Source organism: Vibrio sp. V38_P2S17PM301, from assembly GCF_009904845.1.
GTDB classification, from domain to species: Bacteria; Pseudomonadota; Gammaproteobacteria; order Enterobacterales; family Vibrionaceae; genus Vibrio; species Vibrio proteolyticus.
Map to the genome: position 1 here is coordinate 39,329 of NZ_WXWO01000031.1, position 21,174 is coordinate 60,502.

At 47.8% G+C, this 21,174-nt stretch carries 20 protein-coding genes; 6 read left to right on the forward strand and 14 right to left on the reverse strand.

Features of this window, described 5'->3' with window-relative positions:
- Positions 1-54: 54 nt before the first annotated feature.
- The 3 genes from CAG64_RS07385 to CAG64_RS07395 all read right to left on the reverse strand — a co-directional run bounded on the left by CAG64_RS07385 (position 55) and on the right by CAG64_RS07395 (position 2,685).
- On the reverse strand, positions 55-723 hold the full coding sequence (locus CAG64_RS07385) for a hypothetical protein (RefSeq protein WP_161457712.1): 669 nt from the start codon (positions 721-723) through the stop codon (positions 55-57).
- On the reverse strand, positions 710-1,891 hold the full coding sequence (locus CAG64_RS07390) for a hypothetical protein (protein ID WP_161457711.1): 1,182 nt from the start codon (positions 1,889-1,891) through the stop codon (positions 710-712). The genes CAG64_RS07385 and CAG64_RS07390 overlap by 14 nt, the downstream gene beginning before the upstream one ends.
- Positions 1,892-2,103: 212 nt before the next feature.
- A complete protein-coding gene (locus CAG64_RS07395) occupies positions 2,104-2,685 on the reverse strand; it encodes a hypothetical protein (protein WP_161488968.1) in 582 nt (193 codons plus the stop codon).
- Positions 2,686-2,889: 204 nt separating this feature from the next.
- Between CAG64_RS07395 and CAG64_RS07400 the strand changes: the two genes are divergently transcribed.
- Positions 2,890-3,369, forward strand: coding sequence for an aminoacyl-tRNA deacylase (locus CAG64_RS07400; RefSeq protein ID WP_021705110.1), 480 nt, complete (start codon positions 2,890-2,892; stop codon positions 3,367-3,369).
- Between the two features lie 46 nt (positions 3,370-3,415).
- Here CAG64_RS07400 and CAG64_RS07405 read toward each other — a convergent pair whose 3' ends face one another.
- The 7 genes from CAG64_RS07405 to gcl all read right to left on the reverse strand — a co-directional run bounded on the left by CAG64_RS07405 (position 3,416) and on the right by gcl (position 10,093).
- Positions 3,416-3,796, reverse strand: coding sequence for a carboxymuconolactone decarboxylase family protein (locus CAG64_RS07405; RefSeq protein ID WP_021705109.1), 381 nt, complete (start codon positions 3,794-3,796; stop codon positions 3,416-3,418).
- A gap of 58 nt (positions 3,797-3,854) precedes the next feature.
- On the reverse strand, positions 3,855-4,211 hold the full coding sequence (locus tag CAG64_RS07410; RefSeq protein ID WP_021705108.1) for a MerR family transcriptional regulator: 357 nt from the start codon (positions 4,209-4,211) through the stop codon (positions 3,855-3,857).
- Positions 4,212-4,245: 34 nt separating this feature from the next.
- Complete coding sequence (locus CAG64_RS07415) at positions 4,246-4,857, reverse strand: TetR/AcrR family transcriptional regulator (protein WP_021705107.1); 612 nt, start codon at positions 4,855-4,857, stop codon at positions 4,246-4,248.
- A gap of 196 nt (positions 4,858-5,053) precedes the next feature.
- A complete protein-coding gene (locus tag CAG64_RS07420) occupies positions 5,054-6,352 on the reverse strand; it encodes a glycerate kinase type-2 family protein (protein ID WP_161488969.1) in 1,299 nt (432 codons plus the stop codon).
- A gap of 199 nt (positions 6,353-6,551) precedes the next feature.
- Entirely contained in the window at positions 6,552-7,448 is an 897-nt protein-coding gene (locus CAG64_RS07425) for a 2-hydroxy-3-oxopropionate reductase (RefSeq protein ID WP_021705105.1), read from the reverse strand.
- 25 nt (positions 7,449-7,473) lie between these two features.
- A complete protein-coding gene (gene hyi / locus CAG64_RS07430) occupies positions 7,474-8,250 on the reverse strand; it encodes a hydroxypyruvate isomerase (RefSeq protein ID WP_021705104.1) in 777 nt (258 codons plus the stop codon).
- Between the two features lie 67 nt (positions 8,251-8,317).
- A complete protein-coding gene (gene gcl / locus CAG64_RS07435; protein ID WP_021705103.1) occupies positions 8,318-10,093 on the reverse strand; it encodes a glyoxylate carboligase in 1,776 nt (591 codons plus the stop codon).
- Positions 10,094-10,406: 313 nt separating this feature from the next.
- Between gcl and aceB the strand changes: the two genes are divergently transcribed.
- Complete coding sequence (gene aceB, locus CAG64_RS07440; protein WP_161488970.1) at positions 10,407-12,032, forward strand: malate synthase A; 1,626 nt, start codon at positions 10,407-10,409, stop codon at positions 12,030-12,032.
- A gap of 21 nt (positions 12,033-12,053) precedes the next feature.
- On the forward strand, positions 12,054-12,491 hold the full coding sequence (locus tag CAG64_RS07445; protein WP_021705101.1) for a GlcG/HbpS family heme-binding protein: 438 nt from the start codon (positions 12,054-12,056) through the stop codon (positions 12,489-12,491).
- 51 nt (positions 12,492-12,542) lie between these two features.
- Here CAG64_RS07445 and CAG64_RS07450 read toward each other — a convergent pair whose 3' ends face one another.
- On the reverse strand, positions 12,543-13,025 hold the full coding sequence (locus tag CAG64_RS07450) for a YbaK/EbsC family protein (RefSeq protein ID WP_161488971.1): 483 nt from the start codon (positions 13,023-13,025) through the stop codon (positions 12,543-12,545).
- Between the two features lie 245 nt (positions 13,026-13,270).
- On the opposite strand from CAG64_RS07450, the gene CAG64_RS07455 reads away from it, so the two are divergent.
- The 3 genes from CAG64_RS07455 to CAG64_RS07465 all read left to right on the forward strand — a co-directional run bounded on the left by CAG64_RS07455 (position 13,271) and on the right by CAG64_RS07465 (position 17,848).
- The gene (locus CAG64_RS07455; protein ID WP_161488976.1) at positions 13,271-15,013 is read left to right on the forward strand and encodes a SulP family inorganic anion transporter; all 1,743 of its coding nucleotides are present in this window, start codon (positions 13,271-13,273) and stop codon (positions 15,011-15,013) included.
- A gap of 276 nt (positions 15,014-15,289) precedes the next feature.
- Positions 15,290-16,297: an HlyD family secretion protein gene (locus tag CAG64_RS07460; protein ID WP_161488972.1), complete on the forward strand. Its 1,008-nt coding sequence runs from the start codon at positions 15,290-15,292 to the stop codon at positions 16,295-16,297.
- Between the two features lie 12 nt (positions 16,298-16,309).
- Positions 16,310-17,848 (forward strand): MFS transporter, encoded by a 1,539-nt coding sequence (locus CAG64_RS07465; protein WP_161488973.1) that lies wholly within the window; start codon positions 16,310-16,312, stop codon positions 17,846-17,848.
- A gap of 60 nt (positions 17,849-17,908) precedes the next feature.
- On the opposite strand, the gene CAG64_RS07470 is transcribed toward CAG64_RS07465, so the two are convergent.
- The 3 genes from CAG64_RS07470 to CAG64_RS07480 all read right to left on the reverse strand — a co-directional run bounded on the left by CAG64_RS07470 (position 17,909) and on the right by CAG64_RS07480 (position 21,106).
- Positions 17,909-18,517 (reverse strand): TetR/AcrR family transcriptional regulator, encoded by a 609-nt coding sequence (locus tag CAG64_RS07470; RefSeq protein ID WP_161488974.1) that lies wholly within the window; start codon positions 18,515-18,517, stop codon positions 17,909-17,911.
- Between the two features lie 268 nt (positions 18,518-18,785).
- A complete protein-coding gene (locus tag CAG64_RS07475) occupies positions 18,786-19,649 on the reverse strand; it encodes a permease (protein WP_161489290.1) in 864 nt (287 codons plus the stop codon).
- Positions 19,646-21,106: an FAD/NAD(P)-binding protein gene (locus CAG64_RS07480; protein WP_161489291.1), complete on the reverse strand. Its 1,461-nt coding sequence runs from the start codon at positions 21,104-21,106 to the stop codon at positions 19,646-19,648. The genes CAG64_RS07475 and CAG64_RS07480 overlap by 4 nt, the downstream gene beginning before the upstream one ends.
- Between the last annotated feature and the right edge of the window lie 68 nt (positions 21,107-21,174).

Genomic DNA, 21,174 nt, shown 5'->3' on the forward strand with positions numbered 1-21,174 from the left:
CTGATTATCCAAGTAACGATAAACAAAAACCTCAGGCTAGCCTGAGGTTTTATTTCAAAACTGATGCGTTAACGTCAGTTTTAGCATGCCTTCAGTGGTGTGGTATTCAAATCCTTCATACACAGCACCAAATTCAACGTACGCATTCCAACGCTCGGTCACAGTAAACTGTTGTTCGATTGAGATTCCCATTTCCCGGATACCAGACTGTCTCTTACGTATGTGCTGGTCTTTGTCGTACACCCTCTCAGACTTATAACGCAACCAGGTATTCAGTGACATGTCAGGCAGCATCGGGACACTGTTATCGATAAACCATTCCGGATCCTGCGTTTCACTCACGTCATACAATATTCCGGTACTCAAGTATCCGTTATCATTGAGGGTGACACCAAGTCGCCATACCGCCCCAGCAGATAATGTCTCGTTGCGCTGATGGCGACCTCCGCTGATAACATGTTGCTCGGCAAACATCGGGCTAACAGCGACACTGGTAAAAAGCGGAGACCAGAGCGGAAAAGCCACACCAAATTCCGTTGCCTGGGCATACAACAAACCGTAGTCGGTCACCTTCTCAATATCGAAATAAGGCAGCCATTCTGTTTCGCCGCCTTGCCACTGGTAGGTGATCCCCACCTCCAGCGGTTCAGACGCACTGTGAGTCTGAAAACTCCCCAGACTCACAGCCAACCAGATTGCTGCACTAAGGTTATGCCGCTTCATGTTCCGGTGCCGTCGTAGCGGCGGGCTTTTTAGCGGCGTATACCGCTTTCCAACTGTTGTCCTGATGTAACCCCATCAAATGACAGATAATGCCGGAACGTTTAAAGCCGTAAATCATCAGAATCGACAGAGAGCTCAACGTGAAGATCACAAAGAAGTTGTTCACTAGTGTCATCCCAAGCTTCGCAGTGATCAAAGTCATCAACGGCCCCCATAAGAAAATGAAGATCGACTTATGGAAGATAAACACCGTCAGCGAGAACATACCAATCCAGTTCAGTGGCTTCCAACTGACATCAATGCCTTTTGAGTGCAGCCACAACAGAGTGGAGATCACCAGGAACTCGGTTCCCCAGATACCCATACGCCCAAAAGTATTCTCAGCCAGGGAGTGCTCTTCGGCATAAACGTCCGCCAGAGAAATAGTTCCAATACTGTCAAACGTAAAGAAAAGCGCCAGAGCCAGTACCGACAGCAGCATTACCCCCTGATTCAGCATGTCACGCATGTGTGGTTTGTGGTGCCAAACCCAGCCATACATAAAGCCAAGACAACCACTCGCCATGAACAAGTCCAGTCTGGCGTCCAATTCATAGTCAGGGTGAACGTAATGACGAACCATTGCTTCAAATGAGCTTAATGCGTCCGGAATACCCAATTGAGCCACAAAGAAGCTCAATACCGTCACCACCATCATGCCGCGAATACCGAACAGCCCGTACACCAGTGAGAACAGCGCAAGCAGCACCATCCACAGCATCACAGGGTAGAATGAAATCGCTTCACCAAAGTTTGGCGCAATCACAAATCCTTCGACATACAGTACACCGATGATCGATGCAAAAAGGAGTAGTTTTTGTGCCAGTTTCGCCCGAACCTGTTCCTGAGTCTTCATCGCCAGGTTGAAGGCGGCAAGCGCCAGATAGATTTGGCTGACCCAGGGTACAAGCCACAGACACATATTGGCGGTAATGCTATCCATCGGAAGCAGCTTTCCGATCATCGGTAGGTGGGAGGTATATACCGTATCCCAGCTTTCATATTCGCGGATAAAAAAGTCCTTATACCAGTAGTTCAGATAGCCGGTGTAGTGTTCAAACACCGCCATAAAAATCACCAGTCCGCGAAGAAAATCCAAACTCACGATTCGTTGTTTGTTTGCTGTCATTTGACGTTACTCTTACAAGTAGAAATTGCGCTAATTGAACACCGTTTTTATTTGTGAGAACAGTAAGTAAATGTACAGAATTGTATGCAATGCGATTTAAATTTAACTATATGTTTTTAAAATGATTAATCAGAATTTGTAATTCGATGGAAGAGAAATCAGACAAAAAAAGAGCCTGTATCTGACACAAGCTCACGAAACATTTTGGCGATTTAATATTCAAGTTCAATGTGATGCAGTTTAACAGCGCCCTGATCCCAGGTGGTACGACACTTCGCTTCCAGTGCCGTTGAGCGTTGAAACTGGTTGTCCACACTTTGAGAGTACGTCACAAAACCATCGTTTCGGGTGAGATCTCCCCACCAGAATCCACCGGGTTCAGCGAAACGTAAAATTTTCCACCCGCCACCATCACTGATTCGTCGAACTCGCGAGAATGTACATCCTCCAGGACGACCAGAATTGATGTTATCCAGGGAAGCGTGCATGTTGACCTGAAATTGCCCGATCTCATCAGACAAAGGGATCGTACAGGTAAAATAGCGTTCTGTACGTCCGTAGGCAGGCTCAAAAATGAACGAAGATGAGGCGGCATCTGGCCCGACTTTCTCACTCATAGCAATGCTCATCGTCGCTTCAAAGCTTCCCTTCTCGCTCTTCAGTTTGGCAAACTGAACGTTTCGTTCCGCGATACTCTCTGCGCAGTATGACACTGCTGGGTAGGTGACAACTTTGGCTTGAACCCCTGACGAGACCGCACAACAGGCGGCCGTTAACAGAAATAATTGTTTCACTTTATATGCTCTTGGTTTTATATAAGAAAAACGCATATTAAGGATTACGAATACAGGTTCAACGTTAAGTAATTGAATTTAGAGGCGGGTCACGTTCACTCTATTCATCTTGCAGCGTTACAGCGACTTAATGAATTCACAGCCTAATGGGGACATATTTCCTATAATTAAGAGGACAAAAGCCACCTCAGACAGGAGGTTTCTATGACCATGGCAACCCGGCTGAGTCACTACCTGAATGAGCACCATATCCGCTTTCAGACACTCAGCCATGAACACAGCCACAGCTCTCTTCACAGCGGAATTGCCGCTGGAGTTCCTCTTAACCATCTGGCGAAAGGAGTAGTACTGGAAGATCATGATGGCAAGCATATGATGGCCATCCTACCCGCTAACGCCAAAATCAATCTGGCGATATTGAACGACGAGATGAATGCCACATTTCACTTGGTCAAAGAACAAGAGATTTACCGGATGTTTAATGACTGTGAAAATGGCGCCATTCCGCCAGTCGGCAGGGCCTATCATATGGCGATGGTGTGTGATACATCACTGACAGATTTGGATCATGTCTACCTGGAAGCAGGTGATCACGAAACACTGATCATGCTCGATAAAACGGCGTTCAGACGGCTAATGGAGCACAGCAAGTTCATCCATTTCAGTAGTCAGGTTTTCCATTAAGCGGCACACAACAAAAAGGCTTGCACCTGGTGCAAGCCTTTTTTGATCACGCAGATTTTCGCGCAGAAAGGATATCTTTCAGCGCAAACATGCCATTAAGAGCCGCCGGAAAACCAGCATAAACGGCCATCTGCAGAATAACCTCTTTGAGTTCCTCTTCACTACAACCGACATTCAATGCTGCTTGTAAGTGCACCTTCAATTGTGGCTGACAATTGCCCATGGCAGTCAGTGCCGCGACCGTAGCAATTTCGCGAGATTTCAAATCCAACCCGGGGCGGGAGTAAATGTCACCGAATGGAAACTCAATCGTCAACTTTGCCAGATCCGGGCAGATGTCTTCCAGACTGGTGATAACATTATGCCCGGCTTCGCCGTCAATCTCCGAGAGTTTTTCTAACCCAATTTCAAATCTTGATGAATGCATGATGCGTTCCTTTTTTACTTGTTGGAACATCACCTTACAAGTTAGAGCTTACTCTAAGTCAAGAACTAAGTTTATCACGGTAAAATTGTATCTTTACCTCAAGTGCGTCGAGATGTTCGAGTTGCTCATCAATATGTTGCTGTAATTCGCGCCGATGCTGTTCGAGCAACTGTTGTCGGGCTTGCATTGTTTTCTCCCCCCGCTCTCGTAGCTCAGCATAACGCTGAATTTGCTCTAACGGCATACCGGTGGATTTCAAACGTACAATGAATCCAACCCATTCGCGCTCTCTGGCAGTATAAACCCGATGACCACTGGCATTTCGCTGAACATTTTTTAGTAAACCGATCTTCTCGTAATAACGCAAAGTGTGGGCAGACAGTCCCGTCTGAAGGGAAAACTCTTTCATATTCATCGAACAACTTCTCTAGGAAACGCTGAGTCACTGCTCAGCGGGAACGAACATGACAACCTTGAATCACCAGTTGAGTGATAAACTGAGCTGCTTGTTGATAGTCATCATTATCAAGCTGTGGTTTCTGCATGACATTGCAAATCTGCCAACCAAAATCGGCGTACGTTTGCGTAGCGGCCCAAATAGCAAACATAAGATGATGCGGTGGCACCGCGTCCATCAACCCCTGCTCCTGCCAGGTTCGAAACTTGTTCAGAATCATCTGGGATTGTTCAAACAGCTCTTGGCCAATGTCCTCTGGTAATGCTTTAGCGCCCGACATCACTTCATTCGCAAACACCTTCGAGGCATGGGGGTGATCGCGAGAAATTCTGAGTTTCGTTTCAATATAACGGCTCAATGCTTCAACCGGGTCATCAAGTTCTTCGATGGGCTTAGAGGCTTCCAGCAGAGGCTGAGTCACCGTTTGCAATACCGCGTAATAGAGTTTGTCTTTTGAGCTGAAATAATAAAATACATTGGGTTTGGGCAGCTCAGCAGCTTTGGCAATATCGGCCATTGTAGTGGCTGCATACCCTTGCTTTGCAAACTGCTCGCTGGCCACTTCGATGATCAAATCCTGATTTTTGCGTCTGATGCGCGACATGCTTCACCCCCGAGTCATCCTAATAACGTCTGATGTTAAACAATGGCTCGGGTAACACCAAGAATTCGTTATAAAAAATAGCGAGTAGCACGACTTTTGCTGTCATTTTTTGCTCTCCTATACCCGAGAAATAAAAAAGCGGCACACCGCTCATGCCCTTCAGTGTGCCGCAAAGCTTCTCGTAACAGGAGTCTGGTCAGAGAATCAGAATTGCCCTGAAATCATTTACGTTGGTCAATGTCGGACCGGTGAACAGTAACTGTCCGATCTGCTCGAAAAAGTCATAGCTGTTGTTGTCAGCCAAATAGTGCTCTGCATTGAGCTTCAGGCTAGAAGCATTTAAAACACTGTCTGGCGTTATCCAGGCTCCGGCGTTATCTTCCACACCGTCAATGCCATCGGTATCGGCCGCCAGAGCATAAATACCCGGCGTTCCATTTAATTCTTGATACAGACTGAGCAGGAACTCACAGTTCCGTCCTCCTCGCCCATTTCCTCTGACTGTCACCGTTGTTTCACCACCGGAGATGAGTACACACGGTGCGCTGAATGGCTGGCTTTTCCGCGCGACTTGCTTGGCCAGCGCTGCGTGCATTTTGGCGACCTCACGAGCTTCACCTTCGATACAGTCACTGAGAATGTGGGCTGTAATTCCGAGCCCTTCCGCTTCGGCCGCCGCCGCCTGCAACGCCATTTGCGGCGTCGCAATCAAATGAGTGACACACTGTGCCCAACACGCCTCCTCGGGTTTGACCGTTTCAGATAATGGTGAATTGAGCCATTCAAAGGCACTGGCAGGAATGTCTATCTGATACCGTTCGAGGATAGCCAGCGCATCAAAGCGAGTGGTCGCGTCTGGCACCGTCGGCCCTGAAGCAATCACACTGAGCTCATCCCCGGGCACATCCGATATCGCCAGTGTGACCACCTGAGCCGGATAAGCCAGCTTTGCCAAACGCCCCCCTTTGAGCGCCGATAAGTGTTTGCGCACGCAGTTCATTTCGTCGATGGCGGCACCAGATTTCAGCAACGCTTTATTGATCGCCTGCTTCTCGGCCAGCGAGATGTTGCCCGCAGGCAAGCTCAGCAATGCGGATCCCCCGCCTGAAATAAGGCATATCAGGGTATCGTTTTCTGTCAGTTCATCGAGTAGAGCCACCACTCGTTGTCCCACATCCAGACCCATGGCATCCGGCACTGGATGAGCTGCTTCGATGACCTCAATTCGTTCGCAAGCCTGAGTATGTCCGTAACGGGTAACCACCAAGCCTTCCAATCGCTCCCAATGGGATTGACCACGCGCCTGAAATACCGCTTCCAGCTCCGCCGCCATCGACGCGCCAGCTTTCCCGGCCCCTACGACAACGATGCGACCTTTGGCCGGTGAGGTGAACAACTCATCCGGCAAATGCTGAGCGATGTGCCCCTTGGGCAAAGCCTGATTAACCGCACTCTGGAACAGTTGGTGTAAAAATTGTTTTGGTTCGATGTCCATCAGCCACTCCTTAGATGACAGAAAAGAAAAATCCCGAAGTAAGGCGCCGGGCGCCTGCAGTTCAAAGCGGCGAAAGGAGTCCGCTCTGTCCCTTTGCCTTACGACGGGAACGCGTATAAAAGGAGACGAAACTACGCGATTTAGTAAGGAATTGAAGTCGGCAGGCGAGAGGAAGCACCTGCCGTTATCCCACCAGGGATTAGTCGCGGATTGAGTGACCAGAACGCTTTTCGATCGCTTTGATCAGCGCCGAATGGTCCCAGTTTTCTCCACCCATCGCCGCACAATCTTCAAACAGCTCCTGCGCGGTAGCTGTATTGGGAAGTGCAACGTCAAGTTCTTGCGCACCGGTCAGTGCCAGGTTCAAATCTTTCTGGTGCAGTGCTATCTTAAAGCCAGGGTCAAAGGTGCCGTTCACCATGCGTTCGCCATGAACTTCCAGGATCTTTGAGCTGGCAAAACCACCCAGTAAAGCCTGACGCACGCGCGCCGGATCCGCGCCTGCTTTAGAAGCAAACACCAGTGCTTCAGATACAGCTTCGATATTCAATGCCACGATAATCTGGTTCGCCACTTTGCAAGTCTGACCTGCGCCATTTTCTCCCACCAGAGTGATGTTCTTACCCATCACCTCAAATAGCGGACGGGCTTTATCAAACGCACTCTGACTACCACCGACCATGATACTCAGCGCCGCATTAATTGCGCCGACCTCACCACCGGAAACCGGTGCATCCAAATAGGCTGCACTACTTTCGTTGATGCGAGCCGCAAACGCCTTGGTCGCGATAGGTGAGATAGAGCTCATATCAATCACGAGCTTACCTGCTGCACCACCTGAGTTCAGACCTGCTTCAATGCCGTTGTCACCAAACAGAACCTCTTCGACCTGCGGCGTGTTTGGCACCATCAAAATCACTACGTCCGCCAACTCAGTTGCTTGAGCAGGGGAATGACACACCAACGCGCCAGCCTCAACCAGCTCACTCGGTGGCTGATTAAAGTGGTCTGAAAGGATGATGTCGTGTCCGGCTTTTTGCAGATTCTGCGCCATAGGCTTACCCATGATGCCGGTACCGATAAATGCAATCTTCATATTCTGTTCTCCTTAACTGTATTGGTTAGCGATACTGATTCATCCAGTTCAGTCCATCAGTGGTGGTGGACTGCGGTTTGTATTCACAGCCCACCCAGCCCTGGTAACCCAGTTGATCGAGCTGACTCAGCACAAACGGATAGTTGATCTCACCAGTGCCCGGCTCATGTCGGCCAGGGTTATCTGCCAGTTGCACATGCGCAATTTGGTTGATGTTAGCGCTAACGGTTGGCGTGATGTCACCTTCCATGATCTGCATGTGGTAGATGTCGTACTGGATGAACAAGTTGTCGCTGCCAACGTCGTTGATGACCGCTTTGGCCTGCTCAGTGGTATTGAGGAAAAAGCCCGGGATGTCACGGGTATTGATGGCTTCAATCACCAAATTGATACCTGCTTTTTTCAGCTCTTGTGCGGCATAACGCAGATTAACCACAAAAGTTGCATGCGCATCTTGCGGGGTAACGCCCTTTGGCGTGATCCCCGCCAGACAGTTGATTTGGGTATTGCCCAGCACTTTTGCGTATTCAATGGCCATCGCGACCCCGGCCTGAAACTCCTCTATCCGAGTTGGGTCAACGGCAATTCCTCGCTCACCGGCGTCCCAGTCTCCGGCTGGTAAATTAAACAACACCTGAGTCAATTGGTTATCATCAAGCTTTCGCTTAATCTCTCCTGCATCAAAGGCGTACGGGAACAGGTATTCCACGCCCTGAAAGCCAGCTTGTGCGGCCGCCTTGAAACGATCGAGAAAATCGACTTCGGTAAACAGCATGGATAAATTTGCAGCAAATTTTGGCATTGTGATGTCCTTTTCAGGCTGGCTCCCGAACAGAGAGCCAGCAGATTGTTTGGTTTGTCGATGGAAATTATTGCTGATGTGCCAGTGCCGTTGGTGCATCATTGATGCCCTCGGCAAGCGACTCGAATTCGTTAATCGCATTGATTTCCACACCCATTGAAATATTGGTCACACGCTCTAGGATTACTTCGACCACAACCGGCACCTGGTGTTTGTCCATCAGTGTCTTCGCTTGTGCAAATGCGTCCTGCATCTGCTCGGGATCCGTCACGCGGATAGCCTTACAGCCCAAGCCTTCAACAACCGCCACATGGTCGACACCGTAACCATTCAGCTCTGGCGCATTCTGGTTTTCAAACGCAAGCTGTACACAGTAGTCAATGTCAAACTGGCGCTGGGCCTGACGAATCAAACCCAGATAGGAGTTATTCACCAGCACATGGATATACGGCAAGTTGAACTGCGCACCGACCGCCAGCTCTTCGATCATGAACTGGAAGTCATAGTCCCCTGAAATGGCCACGATATCTCGACTCGGATCTGCAGCACGTACGCCCAGAGCCGCCGGTGTTGTCCAGCCCAGCGGGCCCGCCTGGCCACAGTTGATCCAGTTGCGCGGCTCATACACGTGCAGGAACTGAGCCGCAGCAATCTGAGACAAACCAATCGTGCTGACATAGCAGGTGTCACGACCAAACGCTTTGTTCATCTCTTCATACACACGCATAGGCTTGATAGGCGCTTCGGTGTAATGCGTCTTGCGCAGCATGCTTGCTTTACGCTGCTGACAATCACTGACCCAGTCACCACGAGCTGGCAATTTACCGGCGTCGCGCCATTCACGGGCGATATCGACAAGTAGTTCAAGGGCCGCTTTAGCATCCGACACAATGCCTAAGTCCGGACAGAAGACACGCCCAATTTGGGTAGGCTCAATGTCTACGTGCACAAACGTGCGGCCCTTGGTATACACATCCAATGAACCGGTATGGCGGTTCGCCCAGCGGTTGCCGATACCGAAAACGAAATCAGACGCCAGTAGTGTCGCATTCCCGTAACGATGGGCAGTTTGTAATCCCACCATACCCGCCATCAGTTCATGGTCATCCGGAATCGATCCCCACCCCATCAGCGTTGGAATAACGGGTACACCCGTAATCTCAGCAAATTGCTGCAACAAATCTGACGCTCCGGCATTGATGACACCGCCACCGGAAACGATCACCGGTTGCTTGGATGAACACATCATCTCCAATGCTTTCTCCGCCTGCGACCTTGTCGCTTTCGGCTGATAAGCGTCCAACGGTTCATACGTCTCGATATCGAATTCAATTTCTGCCAGTTGCACGTCTAAAGGCAGATCAATCAATACCGGGCCTGGTCGGCCAGAACGCATCAGATGAAACGCCTGTTGAAAGGCTCGTGGTACCTGAGCGGGCTCAAGCACTGTGGTCGCCCATTTTGCGACTGGCTTAGCAATCGACTCAATGTCAACAGCCTGAAAATCTTCTTTATGCAGTCGGGACGTCGGAGCCTGACCCGTAATACAAAGGATTGGAATCGAGTCTGCAGCTGCAGAGTACAACCCGGTGATCATATCCGTCCCTGCCGGGCCTGATGTTCCGATGCAGACACCGATATTGCCCTGCTTAGTACGGGTGTAGCCTTCCGCCATATGCGAAGCGCCTTCCACGTGACGCGCTAACACATGATCAATGCCACCCAGCTTTTTCATCGCCGCGTACATGGGATTGATCGCCGCACCCGGAACCCCGAAGGCAATGTCCACGCCTTCTTTTTTCAGCACTTCTACTGCTGCTTCGATTGCCTTCATTTTAGCCATTCGAACCTCCTTTTCGATTGTATACAATTCAAAAGAACTTTGTGTACTATGAATCATCTTCAGAAATTCGCAACCCCTGATCGCAACATTTTTTCAACATCGAGCAATCATTCTAAGCATCTGCTTACCCCGCAATCCTTAGAAATCATTACTTTACATGAATTATCTTTACGTAAAAATATTTTCCCAAAATCACAAATGAAAAATAAATGTTAAATAATCTTTGATTGTTTACATCGAATAAAATATAAGTATTCGTACAAGATTATTTTTGTACACAATATCAATCAGTATTGTTTAAAGGAGACAAACAATGGGTTTGAACGATGTGGCGGAACAAGAACAAACAGGCTGTCTGCACGTAACGGGAAACATGGATAACTCTGACTATCGCACGATTCTGTCTCAGGACGCACTGGCATTTTTGCACACGCTGGTGAACGAATTCGCGCCGAGACGTGATGCTTTGTTACAGGCTCGCTCTGAACTGCAGCAGCGGTTTGACAGCGGTGAACTGCCGGACTTCAGAGAAGACACACGAGCCATCCGTGAGGATAAAAGCTGGAAAGTGGCGACGCCTCCACCGGAACTTTTAGATCGTCGGGTCGAAATCACCGGCCCCGTAGATCGAAAAATGGTGATCAACGCGCTGAATTCCGGTGCCAAGGTTTTTATGTGCTGCTTTGAGGATGCCTCTTCTCCAACATGGGCAAATATGGTGGAAGGCCAGATTAACCTCAGAGACGCCAATCAGGGTACCATCAGCTACTATGATGAGAACAAAAATAAACACTATCAGCTGACGGACAACCCTGCTCTATTGATTGCTCGACCACGCGGCCTGCACCTGCCTGAGCAATCTATCCAGTTTAACGGCAAACCGATCCCCGGTTGTCTGATGGATTTCGCACTGTACTTCTTCCATAACCACCAAGTTCGCGCCGAAAAAGAGCTGGGTATCTATTACTACATTCCTAAGCTGGAAAGTATGGAAGAAGCACAATGGTGGGACGATGTATTTCGTTTTACCGAAGATCGCTTCGGCGTTGCCAGAGGGACTATTCGTGCCACGGTATTGATCGAAACCTTACCTGCAGTGTTCCAAATGGACGAAATGTTGTATGCCATGCGTGATCACATCGTCGCTATGAACTGCGGGCGCTGGGACTACATCTTCAGCTACATCAAAACATTGAAAAATCACCCAGATCGTATCCTGCCGGATCGTCATGTCGTTGGAATGGATAAAGCCTTTCTCAATGCCTACAGCCAGTTGCTGGTGCGCACTTGTCATCAGCGCGGCGCACTGGCCATGGGGGGAATGTCTGCGTTTATTCCTGCTAAGGACCCGGCTGAAATGGCACGCGTAACCGCAAAAGTCATAGAGGATAAAGAGCGCGAATCACTCAACGGGCACGACGGCACATGGGTTGCGCACCCTGCACTGGTGGACCTGGCCATGTCTGTGTTCGAGAAAAATCTATCGGGTAAACTCAATCAACTCGATTTTGTCAGCCCGACCCACGAGATCAGCGCAGCCACCCTGCTGCAACCTTGCGACGGTAGCCGTGATGAAGCCGGTGTACGGAAAAATATCCGCATCGCGTTGTATTACATCGAGGCCTGGATTCAGGGCCACGGCTGTGTACCTATTTATGGCCTGATGGAGGATGCCGCAACCGCGGAGATTTCACGGGCAAACATCTGGCAATGGATTCATCACGGCATCACGCTGGATGACGGCCAGCAATTTACCAAACAACTGTTCCATACATGGCTGTATCAGGAACTCGACACCATCAAACAGGAAGTGGGTGAAGCTCGTTATGCTGCTGGCCGCTTTGAACAAACTGCTGACCTTTTCTTCAAGCTGTCTACAGCCAGCGAGTTCGCCACCTTCCTGACCCTTCCAAGTTACGAGCTCTTAGGAGCCGTGTAGAAGAGAAAATCAGGAGATAACATGGGAAGTTTGACTCTACAACAAGCGCTAGCCATCATCGATGGCACGTTTCAGGCTGGCCTGAAAACCCAAAGTGCGCCTCTGACCGTCGCAGTACTCGACAGCGGAGGTAAATTGATTTCGCTACAGCGTCAGGACGGCTCAAGCATGATGCGCCCAGACATTGCGATAGCTAAAGCCTGGGGCGCACTGGCACTCGGTTGTTCATCGAGAAAGCTCGCTCAGGATGCAGACAATCGACCCGCGTTTATCTCCGCCGTCAATGTACTCGCACACGGAAACATGGTTCCGGTTCCCGGCGGGCTGCTGATCCGCGACGCTGAAAAAAACATTCTTGGCGCGGTCGGGGTCAGTGGTGACGTATCTGATGTTGACGAAAGTTGTGCCATGAACGGGATTGGTTTCGCCCATCTTTTCTGCGATGAAATGGTGGCATAACTTCTCCCCGACAAACACTGGCAACCAGAGCCCGGTGATCTGCCGGGCTTTTTATTCCGTAATTTCCAACCAGCGTCCTTGCGTCATCTCCTCCAGATGGCAGGTGTCTAACGCAAACACCGAATTGGGCGTGCCCGCGGCTGCCCAAATTTGTGAATACTGTTTAAGATCCTGGTCAAGAAAGGTCGTTACCGGACGAAGGTGCGCGACCGGCGGAACGCCACCAATGGTAAATCCAACGGCTTGTTTTACAAACCCGGCATTGGCTTTACCAAGCGTTAGGCCAGTGAGTTCGGTCAGTTTATTCATGTCGACCCGATTGCGGCCAGACGCGACCACCAGCACTGGTTCTCCCGTTGTTTCCGAGCGAAAGATCAATGATTTCGCAATCTGACCCACATCGCAACCAATGGCTTGCGCCGCTTCCAGAGCAGTACGGGTTGAACTGGGAAATTGCCTGATCACTAACTCATAACCCCGATCAGCCAGAAAGGCTTGCACGCGCTGCGCGCTGGTATTGGGTTTCTCGTTCATGGTTTGTCTTCCTTTTCAATCAGCTACGTTGTGCTTATACCTGTGTTCACTCTAACACTGTACGCTCGTCAATCACCATGCTGATTATCACGCTCGCGACACGTTTGAAACTTACCATTTAGGAATCAGTAAATTAGCTATCTGCCTTTGTGAATCTTGAGTTATGCTTAAATCATACTTTGTGCATTCATCTAATTGGATAAGGATTAGCAGAATTGAAAACGGCGTTGTTGTTGCAGCAGTGGATGCCCGGACTCTATCAACTTAAACACTATGAACGGAAGTGGTTAAAAGACGATGTGCGCGCGGCATTTTCCGTCGTGGCCGTCGCACTGCCCGTCGCCATTGCCTACGCGCAGCTGACTGGCGTATCGGCCATCGTCGGCCTCTACTCTTGTATCCTGCCGATGATGGTGTATGCGTTATTCGGTACTTCCCGTCAGTTGATTGTTGGACCGGATGCCGCAACCTGTGCAGTTATCGCAGCCGTCGTCACACCTCTAGCGGCCGGTGACGCCACCAAACACTGGCAATTGGTCATGACCATGACCGCCATGACAGGTCTGTGGTGCGTACTGGCGAGTCGTTTTAAACTCGGCATTCTCGCTGACTTCCTGTCACGCCCCATTCTGCTAGGTCTACTCAACGGTGTGGCGCTCACGATCATTGTCGGCCAGTTTGCTAAGGTCTCTGGATTGAATTTTGAACAGCGTTACTTGCTTGAGCGGTTAATTGAAGCGCCCTCTTTGCTGCTGGATGTGCACTGGCAAACGCTGATGATCACTCTGGTGACTACCGCCATCTACTTTGCTTCCAAACGTTACCGACCAAACTGGCCTGCGGCGATGATCGCCATTATCGTTGCGACGTTTTTGGTTTGGTCAACGCAACTGGATACCATGGGCGTGCAAGTGGTCGGCGCGATAGAAGGAGGCTTACCTATTTTTCAGGCACCGATTTTTGATATCGGTGTCAGTCGAGAGCTGGTCATGCCCGCACTCAACCTGGCTCTGGTCAGTTTCGTCAGTATGATGCTCACCGCACGCAGTTTCGCTGCTAAAAACGGGTACGATATCGATGCTGACAGGGAGTTCCGCGCTCTCGGGTTTGCCAATCTGGCCTCGGCGTTTTCGCAAGGATTTGCGATCAGTGGCGCTGATTCCCGCACCGCCGTGAACGATGCCAACGGAGGCAAATCACAACTGGTCCAAATCATTGCAGCGGTTGTTATTGCTCTGGTTGCGATATTTATCTATCAACCGTTGCAATACATCCCTATCGCGGCGCTCGGTGTGGTGTTGATTATTGCCTCGACATCTCTGCTCGACCTGAAAGGCATCTGGTCGCTCAGAAAGCGCGATAAAGATGCGTTTATTCTTGCCACCATCACCTTTGTCTCTGTGCTGGTGATCGGCGTTATCCCGGGCATTACTCTGGCCGTGCTCCTTGGCCTGTTTCAGTTTATCCGTGTGGTGATGCGACCGAGCGACCAAATGCTCGGGCTGGACGATGCTGGCACCATCCGCACGATCGATGATTCAGGCAAAGCCACTCCGATCCCGGGCATCGTTATTTTCCGCTTTAACTCCCCCCTGACTTACTTTAATGCGCCATATTTCAAACGTCGCATCCTGGAGCAGGCGGAACAAAATAGAGCCGATACTGGGTGCGTCATCATTGACGCCGTGGCCAGCTTTACTCACCTCGATTTGAGCGTGATGGCCATGCTGTCGGATGTTCAAAGTATCCTGCGCAAAAAAGGAATACGACTGATCCTGGCCGGACGAAAGCGTAGTCTGCGTCAGTGGTGCGAGCTAAGCGGTGTCCCCGTCGGTGAAAGTGGTGTGATTCTGCGGGCCGATATGTACTTGGCCATTAAACTCAGCGGCTGCTACCAACATGCCGTTGAAGAAGGTCAGATTGCTCCCGTCAAAAAAGAGCCCGATCCGCTGGACGAAATCCACAAACCCGTCCCCGAAGTGGCATAAAACAGAGTCACAACGCCCGCCAACTCGGCGGGCGTTGTGCTTGCGTAGCCACCGACCTCCGTGACCAATGCTTCAGTCACAGCCTGCAGGCCTTTCCCTTTTCGCTACGTTTTTTCAATAAATTGCTCTAAATAACCCTCCCTCACCTGCCTTACACATCAACCTTTCGAACTCACCATCTTGTGGATCTTCTCCTCCAGAATGATCAAAAGTCACTTTACTAAAACTGTACCGTACAGTACAGTTTGTCGGAGTTATTTAATTCAGGTTCTCCAAATGAAGAAAAAAGTTATCGCACTCTCACTCATTGTCGGTTCACTCATTACTGCCGGAATAGCGTTCTATCAACCCAACATAGTGAACACCGATAATGCGTACATTCACTCCGATGTCACCGCGATATCACCAGAGGTCGGTGGCCAAGTCAGCCAACTTTTTGTCGAGGACAATCAGTGGGTCAGCAAAGGCGATCCCCTATTTTCTATTGACGATGAAGACTTTGTTGCGAATCAACAAATTGCGCGCTCTGCGCTGGAGGTCGCCAATACCGCGCTAAGCGCGAATCAGACAAAAACCGAGATGCAACTGGTAAAGATCGAACAAGCACAGCAGACAATCCACAGTGCTGATGCTAACGCCCGCCACCAAATGGCCGAGTTCAAACGATTGTCTCGTCTCGTACAAAAGCAGTCGGTAAGCAAGAACCAATACGAAGCGCAAAAAACACGCGCCATTGAAGCCAACAGTCGTCTGGAAACAGCCAAACTGGCGGTTACCGCCGAGCAAAAGCAGTACGAAGCGTTGTTGGTCAATAAGCAGCAACTCACTGCGCAGAAGCAACAGGCTGAAGCTAACCTGCGTTTGGCAAACATCGCATTAGAACGCACCATCATCCAAGCGCCTTTTGACGGATTTATTGCCGACAGACAAGTACAGGTAGGTAAGCTCGTCCAACCCGGAATGGGGCTGATCGTGATGGTCCCAGACTACATTTGGGTGGAAGCGAACTTCAAAGAAACCCAACTGGAACATGTTTTGCCTGGGCAAGGCGTTGAAGTAACGTTAGACATGTATCCCGACAAGCCACTGCGTGGGCGAGTCACCTCCATTACGCCAGCAACCGGAGCACAATTCAGCTTACTACCGCCACAAAACGCGACCGGTAACTTTGTGAAAGTCGTGCAGCGAGTGCCCGTGCGTATTGAACTGGATATCCCGGAATCACTGAAACAACGTATTTATCCGGGCCTTTCCGCGGAAGTTTCCATTGATATCTCTGAGTAAGGTTAAACGCCGATGAAAAATCGAACCCCTTTGCTACTTCTGGCTCTGTTTGCTTTGGCAGCGTTTGGCATTAACTCCGTAATGTTCACTGAAATGTCTCACGAAATGGCGGTAACATTCAGGCTCTCTTTGGATGAAACAGACCGCGTTAAAATCGCAATGATGATCGCTCAAGTCCTCGGTTATCTGTTTTCTCCACTCTTAGTTCGGCACTTTGGTGCGTACCGCCTTTTAATGTTTGCGCTGGGAGGCGGGCTGGCCTGCAACATTGTGTTGTATTTACCAATGCCACTTCCTGGACTGTTTTGGCTGACTTGGGTATGCGCCGGCTTTTCCATGAGTATAATGTTGGTTACGATCAACTTGCTTTTACTCCACACCTTTGACGCACGTTGGATGCCGGCCATCATTGCGTTGACCTTACTGTTCTCAACGTTGCTTCCAATGGGAGCGTATCCCTGGTTGGTGGCAGATGTCCTGGAACAATTCAATTGGTCACTGTTTTGCGTGTTGGCATCATGGCTGTATTTCTCAGCACTGATCATCCTCAGCCTGTTTAAGCCCATATCCGTGACGCTCAAAACCAAAAAGAAATCGGGGGCGCTATTTTATGTCCCTGCCACCGCCGCAATCAGTCTGACCATTTACCTACTCATGCGCGGCGGCTTTTACAACTGGTTCGACTCTGTACAATTTGCGCATTTAGCGGCCATCACCGCTGCTTTAATTCTATTAGTCGTATACCTACTCGTCAGACACCGTCACCAGAATACGGCCTCCATGCAGATACACGCCAGATTCAAAACGAATGTGTTTATGTACAACGCTTTTCTGGCCGGGTTTGCTGTGATGGCAAGCTCCGCGCTGTTTTCTAACTTTCTTAAAAAGGCGCTCCACTACAACGCGCTCAGTGCAGGACACGCCCTGCTGCCCTCTTTCGTCGCGATGGTAGCAGGGATGCTGGTGAGTGTTCTGGTTTACTACTTTCGACGTCAGCTTGCTGATGCTGTAGTCCCCTTCGGTGTGTTGATGATCCTGATATCCGTAAAACAGTTCAGTGAGTTGCCAAGCTATGCCGGTGCGGAATCCTTGCCTTTGCCAATGCTACTGCGTGGCTTTGGCGTTGGAATGCTCAACGTATCAGTAACGATAGCAGTATTGATGTACTTTAATGCGGATGATCGCCTGGAAGGCATCGCCAATTTCTATCTGTTTCGTACCATGGGTGGTGTGATTGGCGGCGCATTTTTATCACGTGTAACTCAACAACATAGTGCTCAGGCCTCAGGAGAGCTGGGAAGAACTCTGGAGGCATCCAGCCAAAGCTTCTCCGCCTACCAACACGCACTGAATAGTGAGCTACTCACCAATGGATATCTGCCTCAACAGGCTCTTGGTATGAGTCAAATTCATGGTGTAGTGAAAGAGCAAACCATAACATTAGCATTGAACAATTCGCTGATTATGTTCATCGTATCAATACTGGTGCTCGCCCCTATTCTGCTCGTGGGCAAGAAACTGGTAGCCAAGAAAGAATCAAACATGCGGTAAAGATAGGAAGGTTACGCCCATACTCAGAAATAGTAAAAGGGAGCGAATCGCTCCCTTTTACTATTTCTCGCGTTGATAGAGCGCCAGAAATGCCTTCACCGCTTTACTTACATGACAATTCAACTGCTCATCGCTCAGAAACTCAAACCCCAGTAACGCCATGTTCTGATAATCCAACTTAATCAAAGCGAGAAGCTGTGCGCACGCCAGATCCGCATCCTCAATGTCCAAATGCTGGCTAACTGTGTCGGTTTTCAGAAACTCAATCAAATACTGATGGATGCGAACCGGGCCATCCTGCCAAAACTGATTTGGCACAGAATCATGCTTGTTAAAATCCGCAGAGATAATGCGATACAACGATAAGATCGGATTCGAGCAGATACCTCTCAGATACTTCCCGGCAAAATCTTCTAACGTCCCCTGCAACGATTCGTTTTGCCGCTCGAACAACCGAAAAGCCGACTCCAAACTGGTTTTCGTATTGTGTGCCAAGACCTCAACAAATAACCCTTCTTTGTTCGAAAAATAACGATATAGTGTCTGTTTAGAACCACCACAAATCGCGATAATTTGATCCAGCGAGGTGTCTTTGTAACCCTGCTCAATGAAAAGCTCCGTCGCCACTTCAATAATTCGGGTTCTTTTCTGCTGTGTAGAAGTACGCATAACAAAATCTGACTCTAATAAAACTGTTCAGTACAGTACCATTAAGACCTTAGAATTTCACCATGCTTGACCAAGGATTGAGATCTATTTATATCTAACTCGGATCTATATGAATGGACTTCGATGTCCAGAATATCCTAAGCAGTTCTTCAGAGTATTCGTAGATAAAGTTCTAGACTTGTACTATCAACAAGATCTGCGATGCTTGTCACTTTCGGTACTTGACGAGGAAGATAAACGGCGTCTATACGAACGCCGAATTGAACTTTCATAACCCCATTGAATATATAATCATGCCATATATAGATATTGACAATATGCTTACAATGGTTTCAATTGAAATTCTCACTGCACTGCTTCCTGTTCCGAGATAATATGTTTCCAATACAATAATATTGGCTGCTGGAGGAAGAAGACAGATTAAGAACAACCAGGAAAGTTGGTGATAAAGAACTTCGAATCCAAAGATATGACTTAAAGACATAGCGATAACTACTAAAATATAAAATATAAAAATTCTGTTAAAGTAAGTTATTGTATACCTAGAAAAATCACTTAAACTTAGATTTACCTCTGATAACCATATTCCAAGAATCATCATACCCAGAAAGCTCATCAATATTTTACACACAAAATAAATGTAGTAAGCATATGTCTCAATAAAAGGACCATATGGAATAAGAAGGCAACCAATACTTAGTGCAACTACTGGTGGAGAAGAAAGCACTTTAATAATCGATATTTTTTCATTCGTTAAAAAGTTAGAACCCAATGAGTTTCCAAAAATAGAACTTCCTATATATGCAGCCAGAACAAACCTTGCTGCATCTTCTCCTAGCAATGCTTGCGATATTGGAAGACCTAACCATCCAATATTAAGATAACAGGAGCATAAACTTTTAATTGAATTTTTACTAAAGAAATCCTGAATAAAAAAAATAACCAACATTACTAAAATTGTTATCCCTATAACCCATACCATCTGTTCAATATATAGAGACACATTCCAAATAATAACCAAAGGAATGACAAACTTTGTTAGAAGCAAGGAAGATGTTTTTTTTATATTTACCGAACTCTTCCCAGCAACAAAGCCAATTATTAAATATAAAAATGGTAGTAGTGTTATCACGAGTAGATAATCCTTTTACTGTTGAATTCTTCTGGCTTAATGCGCTTGGTCCATTGATGAGCCCACTTTTCGGAACATTGAGCATTGAACCAAAAAGCATTAGTGGAAAACAACACACCTCGATTCAAGGGGCCTATGCTATAAAGACCATTTATATTTTCACCTTGAACAATAACCTCAAAAGTATTTGGGTCAACCGAAATTCCTCCACAAGGATGAGATTCAGCATAACCTTCTAAGATCATTTGTTTCAATAAACCACTCTCCGACTTTCTGATTATTGGGCTACCACCGGTGGCATCCCAAAATACTTCCGAGTTCAAAGTTTTTCCTGATGTCAACACATTAAATCTCCCAGCTTCATAATCTGGAGCTCTTAGTGATTTATAAAAATTGAGCCTTCCTTCAGTTACAGCACGTTTCATTTGAGAAAATGAACTCAACGGTATGGGATGACGCCATGCAGCCCAAAGAGATCCAAAACGAGAAACAAACTCTGCCTTCTCTTCTAAACTCATAGCCTTCCAAAACTTATGGAACCAATACCGAGTAGAAACAAGTACATCTTGCCAGGGGAGATCTGCGTTATTAGCTCGCTCTTCTAAATAATTAAAGTATTCACATTGCTTTCCAGATTTAAGTAATTTTTGAGCAGGCTTGAACTCACTTTTATTTTGTAATAAACGATGCTCAGCCAATAATAATTTTATAAAAGACTTTAAAGGCGATAGGTTTTTTTGTCGGATCAATGAATTCCAAGTTAGGTGCTTGGGAATATATTGATTAAACTCACTCAAGCAAGTAGGTGCAAGTCCACTACGCGAAAACATATGTATTTTTGCTTTTCCGTTCTTTTCTATTTTACGGAACGCATCTACTGCAGTTAGCCCTGTGCCAGCAACAATTATTTCTTCAGGTCTGTAACGTTCAAACTCTGAGTAATGTCTGATGAATCCCGAGAATTTCGAAATACAATTAAAATTTGACGAGTTCAAGGAACCTAAACATAAAACCACTTCACGAGCTTTAATAGTGCTGCCATTTATCATGGTCACATTTAAGAAACCATTAGTTTTATTAATTGATGCAACTTCAGACTTAAATTCTCTAACAGAAAGTAAATTTGATTTTTTAATATCCTGATATACGTATTCTAAATATTTTGCAAAAGTAATTCTTGAGGGCCACTTAGACCTAACACTATCCGTTTCAATCAACCACCGACTAAAGCTATTTGGCTCTACAGATGAGGGTGACATTAGGTCTGGTGGAGTATTTACAATATGAACACTATCGGCATCTCCAAAGGCTTTGCCTTTCGCAAAACTGTCTTTTTGGTTAAATATTGCAATAGTGGGCTTTAAGTCTCGCTTAGTAAAAATCTCATTTTGAATTTCATTTAGAAGCCCAACACCAGTAGCTCCAAATCCAACAATAGCAACATCAAAAACTTCCATTTACACCTCAATTAAAGTTCCATACAACTGATTTACGGAAGAATTCTACAAAAACAAAAATATTATGC

Coding starts and splice junctions, on each gene's coding strand:
- CAG64_RS07385 (WP_161457712.1), bottom strand. CDS start 723: ATGAAGCGGCATAACCTTAGTGCAGCAATCTGGTTGGCTGTGAGTCTG.
- CAG64_RS07390 (WP_161457711.1), bottom strand. CDS start 1,891: ATGACAGCAAACAAACAACGAATCGTGAGTTTGGATTTTCTTCGCGGA.
- CAG64_RS07400 (WP_021705110.1), top strand. CDS start 2,890: ATGACCATGGCAACCCGGCTGAGTCACTACCTGAATGAGCACCATATC.
- CAG64_RS07405 (WP_021705109.1), bottom strand. CDS start 3,796: ATGCATTCATCAAGATTTGAAATTGGGTTAGAAAAACTCTCGGAGATT.
- CAG64_RS07410 (WP_021705108.1), bottom strand. CDS start 4,211: ATGAATATGAAAGAGTTTTCCCTTCAGACGGGACTGTCTGCCCACACT.
- CAG64_RS07415 (WP_021705107.1), bottom strand. CDS start 4,857: ATGTCGCGCATCAGACGCAAAAATCAGGATTTGATCATCGAAGTGGCC.
- CAG64_RS07420 (WP_161488969.1), bottom strand. CDS start 6,352: ATGGACATCGAACCAAAACAATTTTTACACCAACTGTTCCAGAGTGCG.
- CAG64_RS07425 (WP_021705105.1), bottom strand. CDS start 7,448: ATGAAGATTGCATTTATCGGTACCGGCATCATGGGTAAGCCTATGGCG.
- hyi (WP_021705104.1), bottom strand. CDS start 8,250: ATGCCAAAATTTGCTGCAAATTTATCCATGCTGTTTACCGAAGTCGAT.
- gcl (WP_021705103.1), bottom strand. CDS start 10,093: ATGGCTAAAATGAAGGCAATCGAAGCAGCAGTAGAAGTGCTGAAAAAA.
- aceB (WP_161488970.1), top strand. CDS start 10,407: ATGGGTTTGAACGATGTGGCGGAACAAGAACAAACAGGCTGTCTGCAC.
- CAG64_RS07445 (WP_021705101.1), top strand. CDS start 12,054: ATGGGAAGTTTGACTCTACAACAAGCGCTAGCCATCATCGATGGCACG.
- CAG64_RS07450 (WP_161488971.1), bottom strand. CDS start 13,025: ATGAACGAGAAACCCAATACCAGCGCGCAGCGCGTGCAAGCCTTTCTG.
- CAG64_RS07455 (WP_161488976.1), top strand. CDS start 13,271: ATGCCCGGACTCTATCAACTTAAACACTATGAACGGAAGTGGTTAAAA.
- CAG64_RS07460 (WP_161488972.1), top strand. CDS start 15,290: ATGAAGAAAAAAGTTATCGCACTCTCACTCATTGTCGGTTCACTCATT.
- CAG64_RS07465 (WP_161488973.1), top strand. CDS start 16,310: ATGAAAAATCGAACCCCTTTGCTACTTCTGGCTCTGTTTGCTTTGGCA.
- CAG64_RS07470 (WP_161488974.1), bottom strand. CDS start 18,517: ATGCGTACTTCTACACAGCAGAAAAGAACCCGAATTATTGAAGTGGCG.
- CAG64_RS07480 (WP_161489291.1), bottom strand. CDS start 21,106: ATGGAAGTTTTTGATGTTGCTATTGTTGGATTTGGAGCTACTGGTGTT.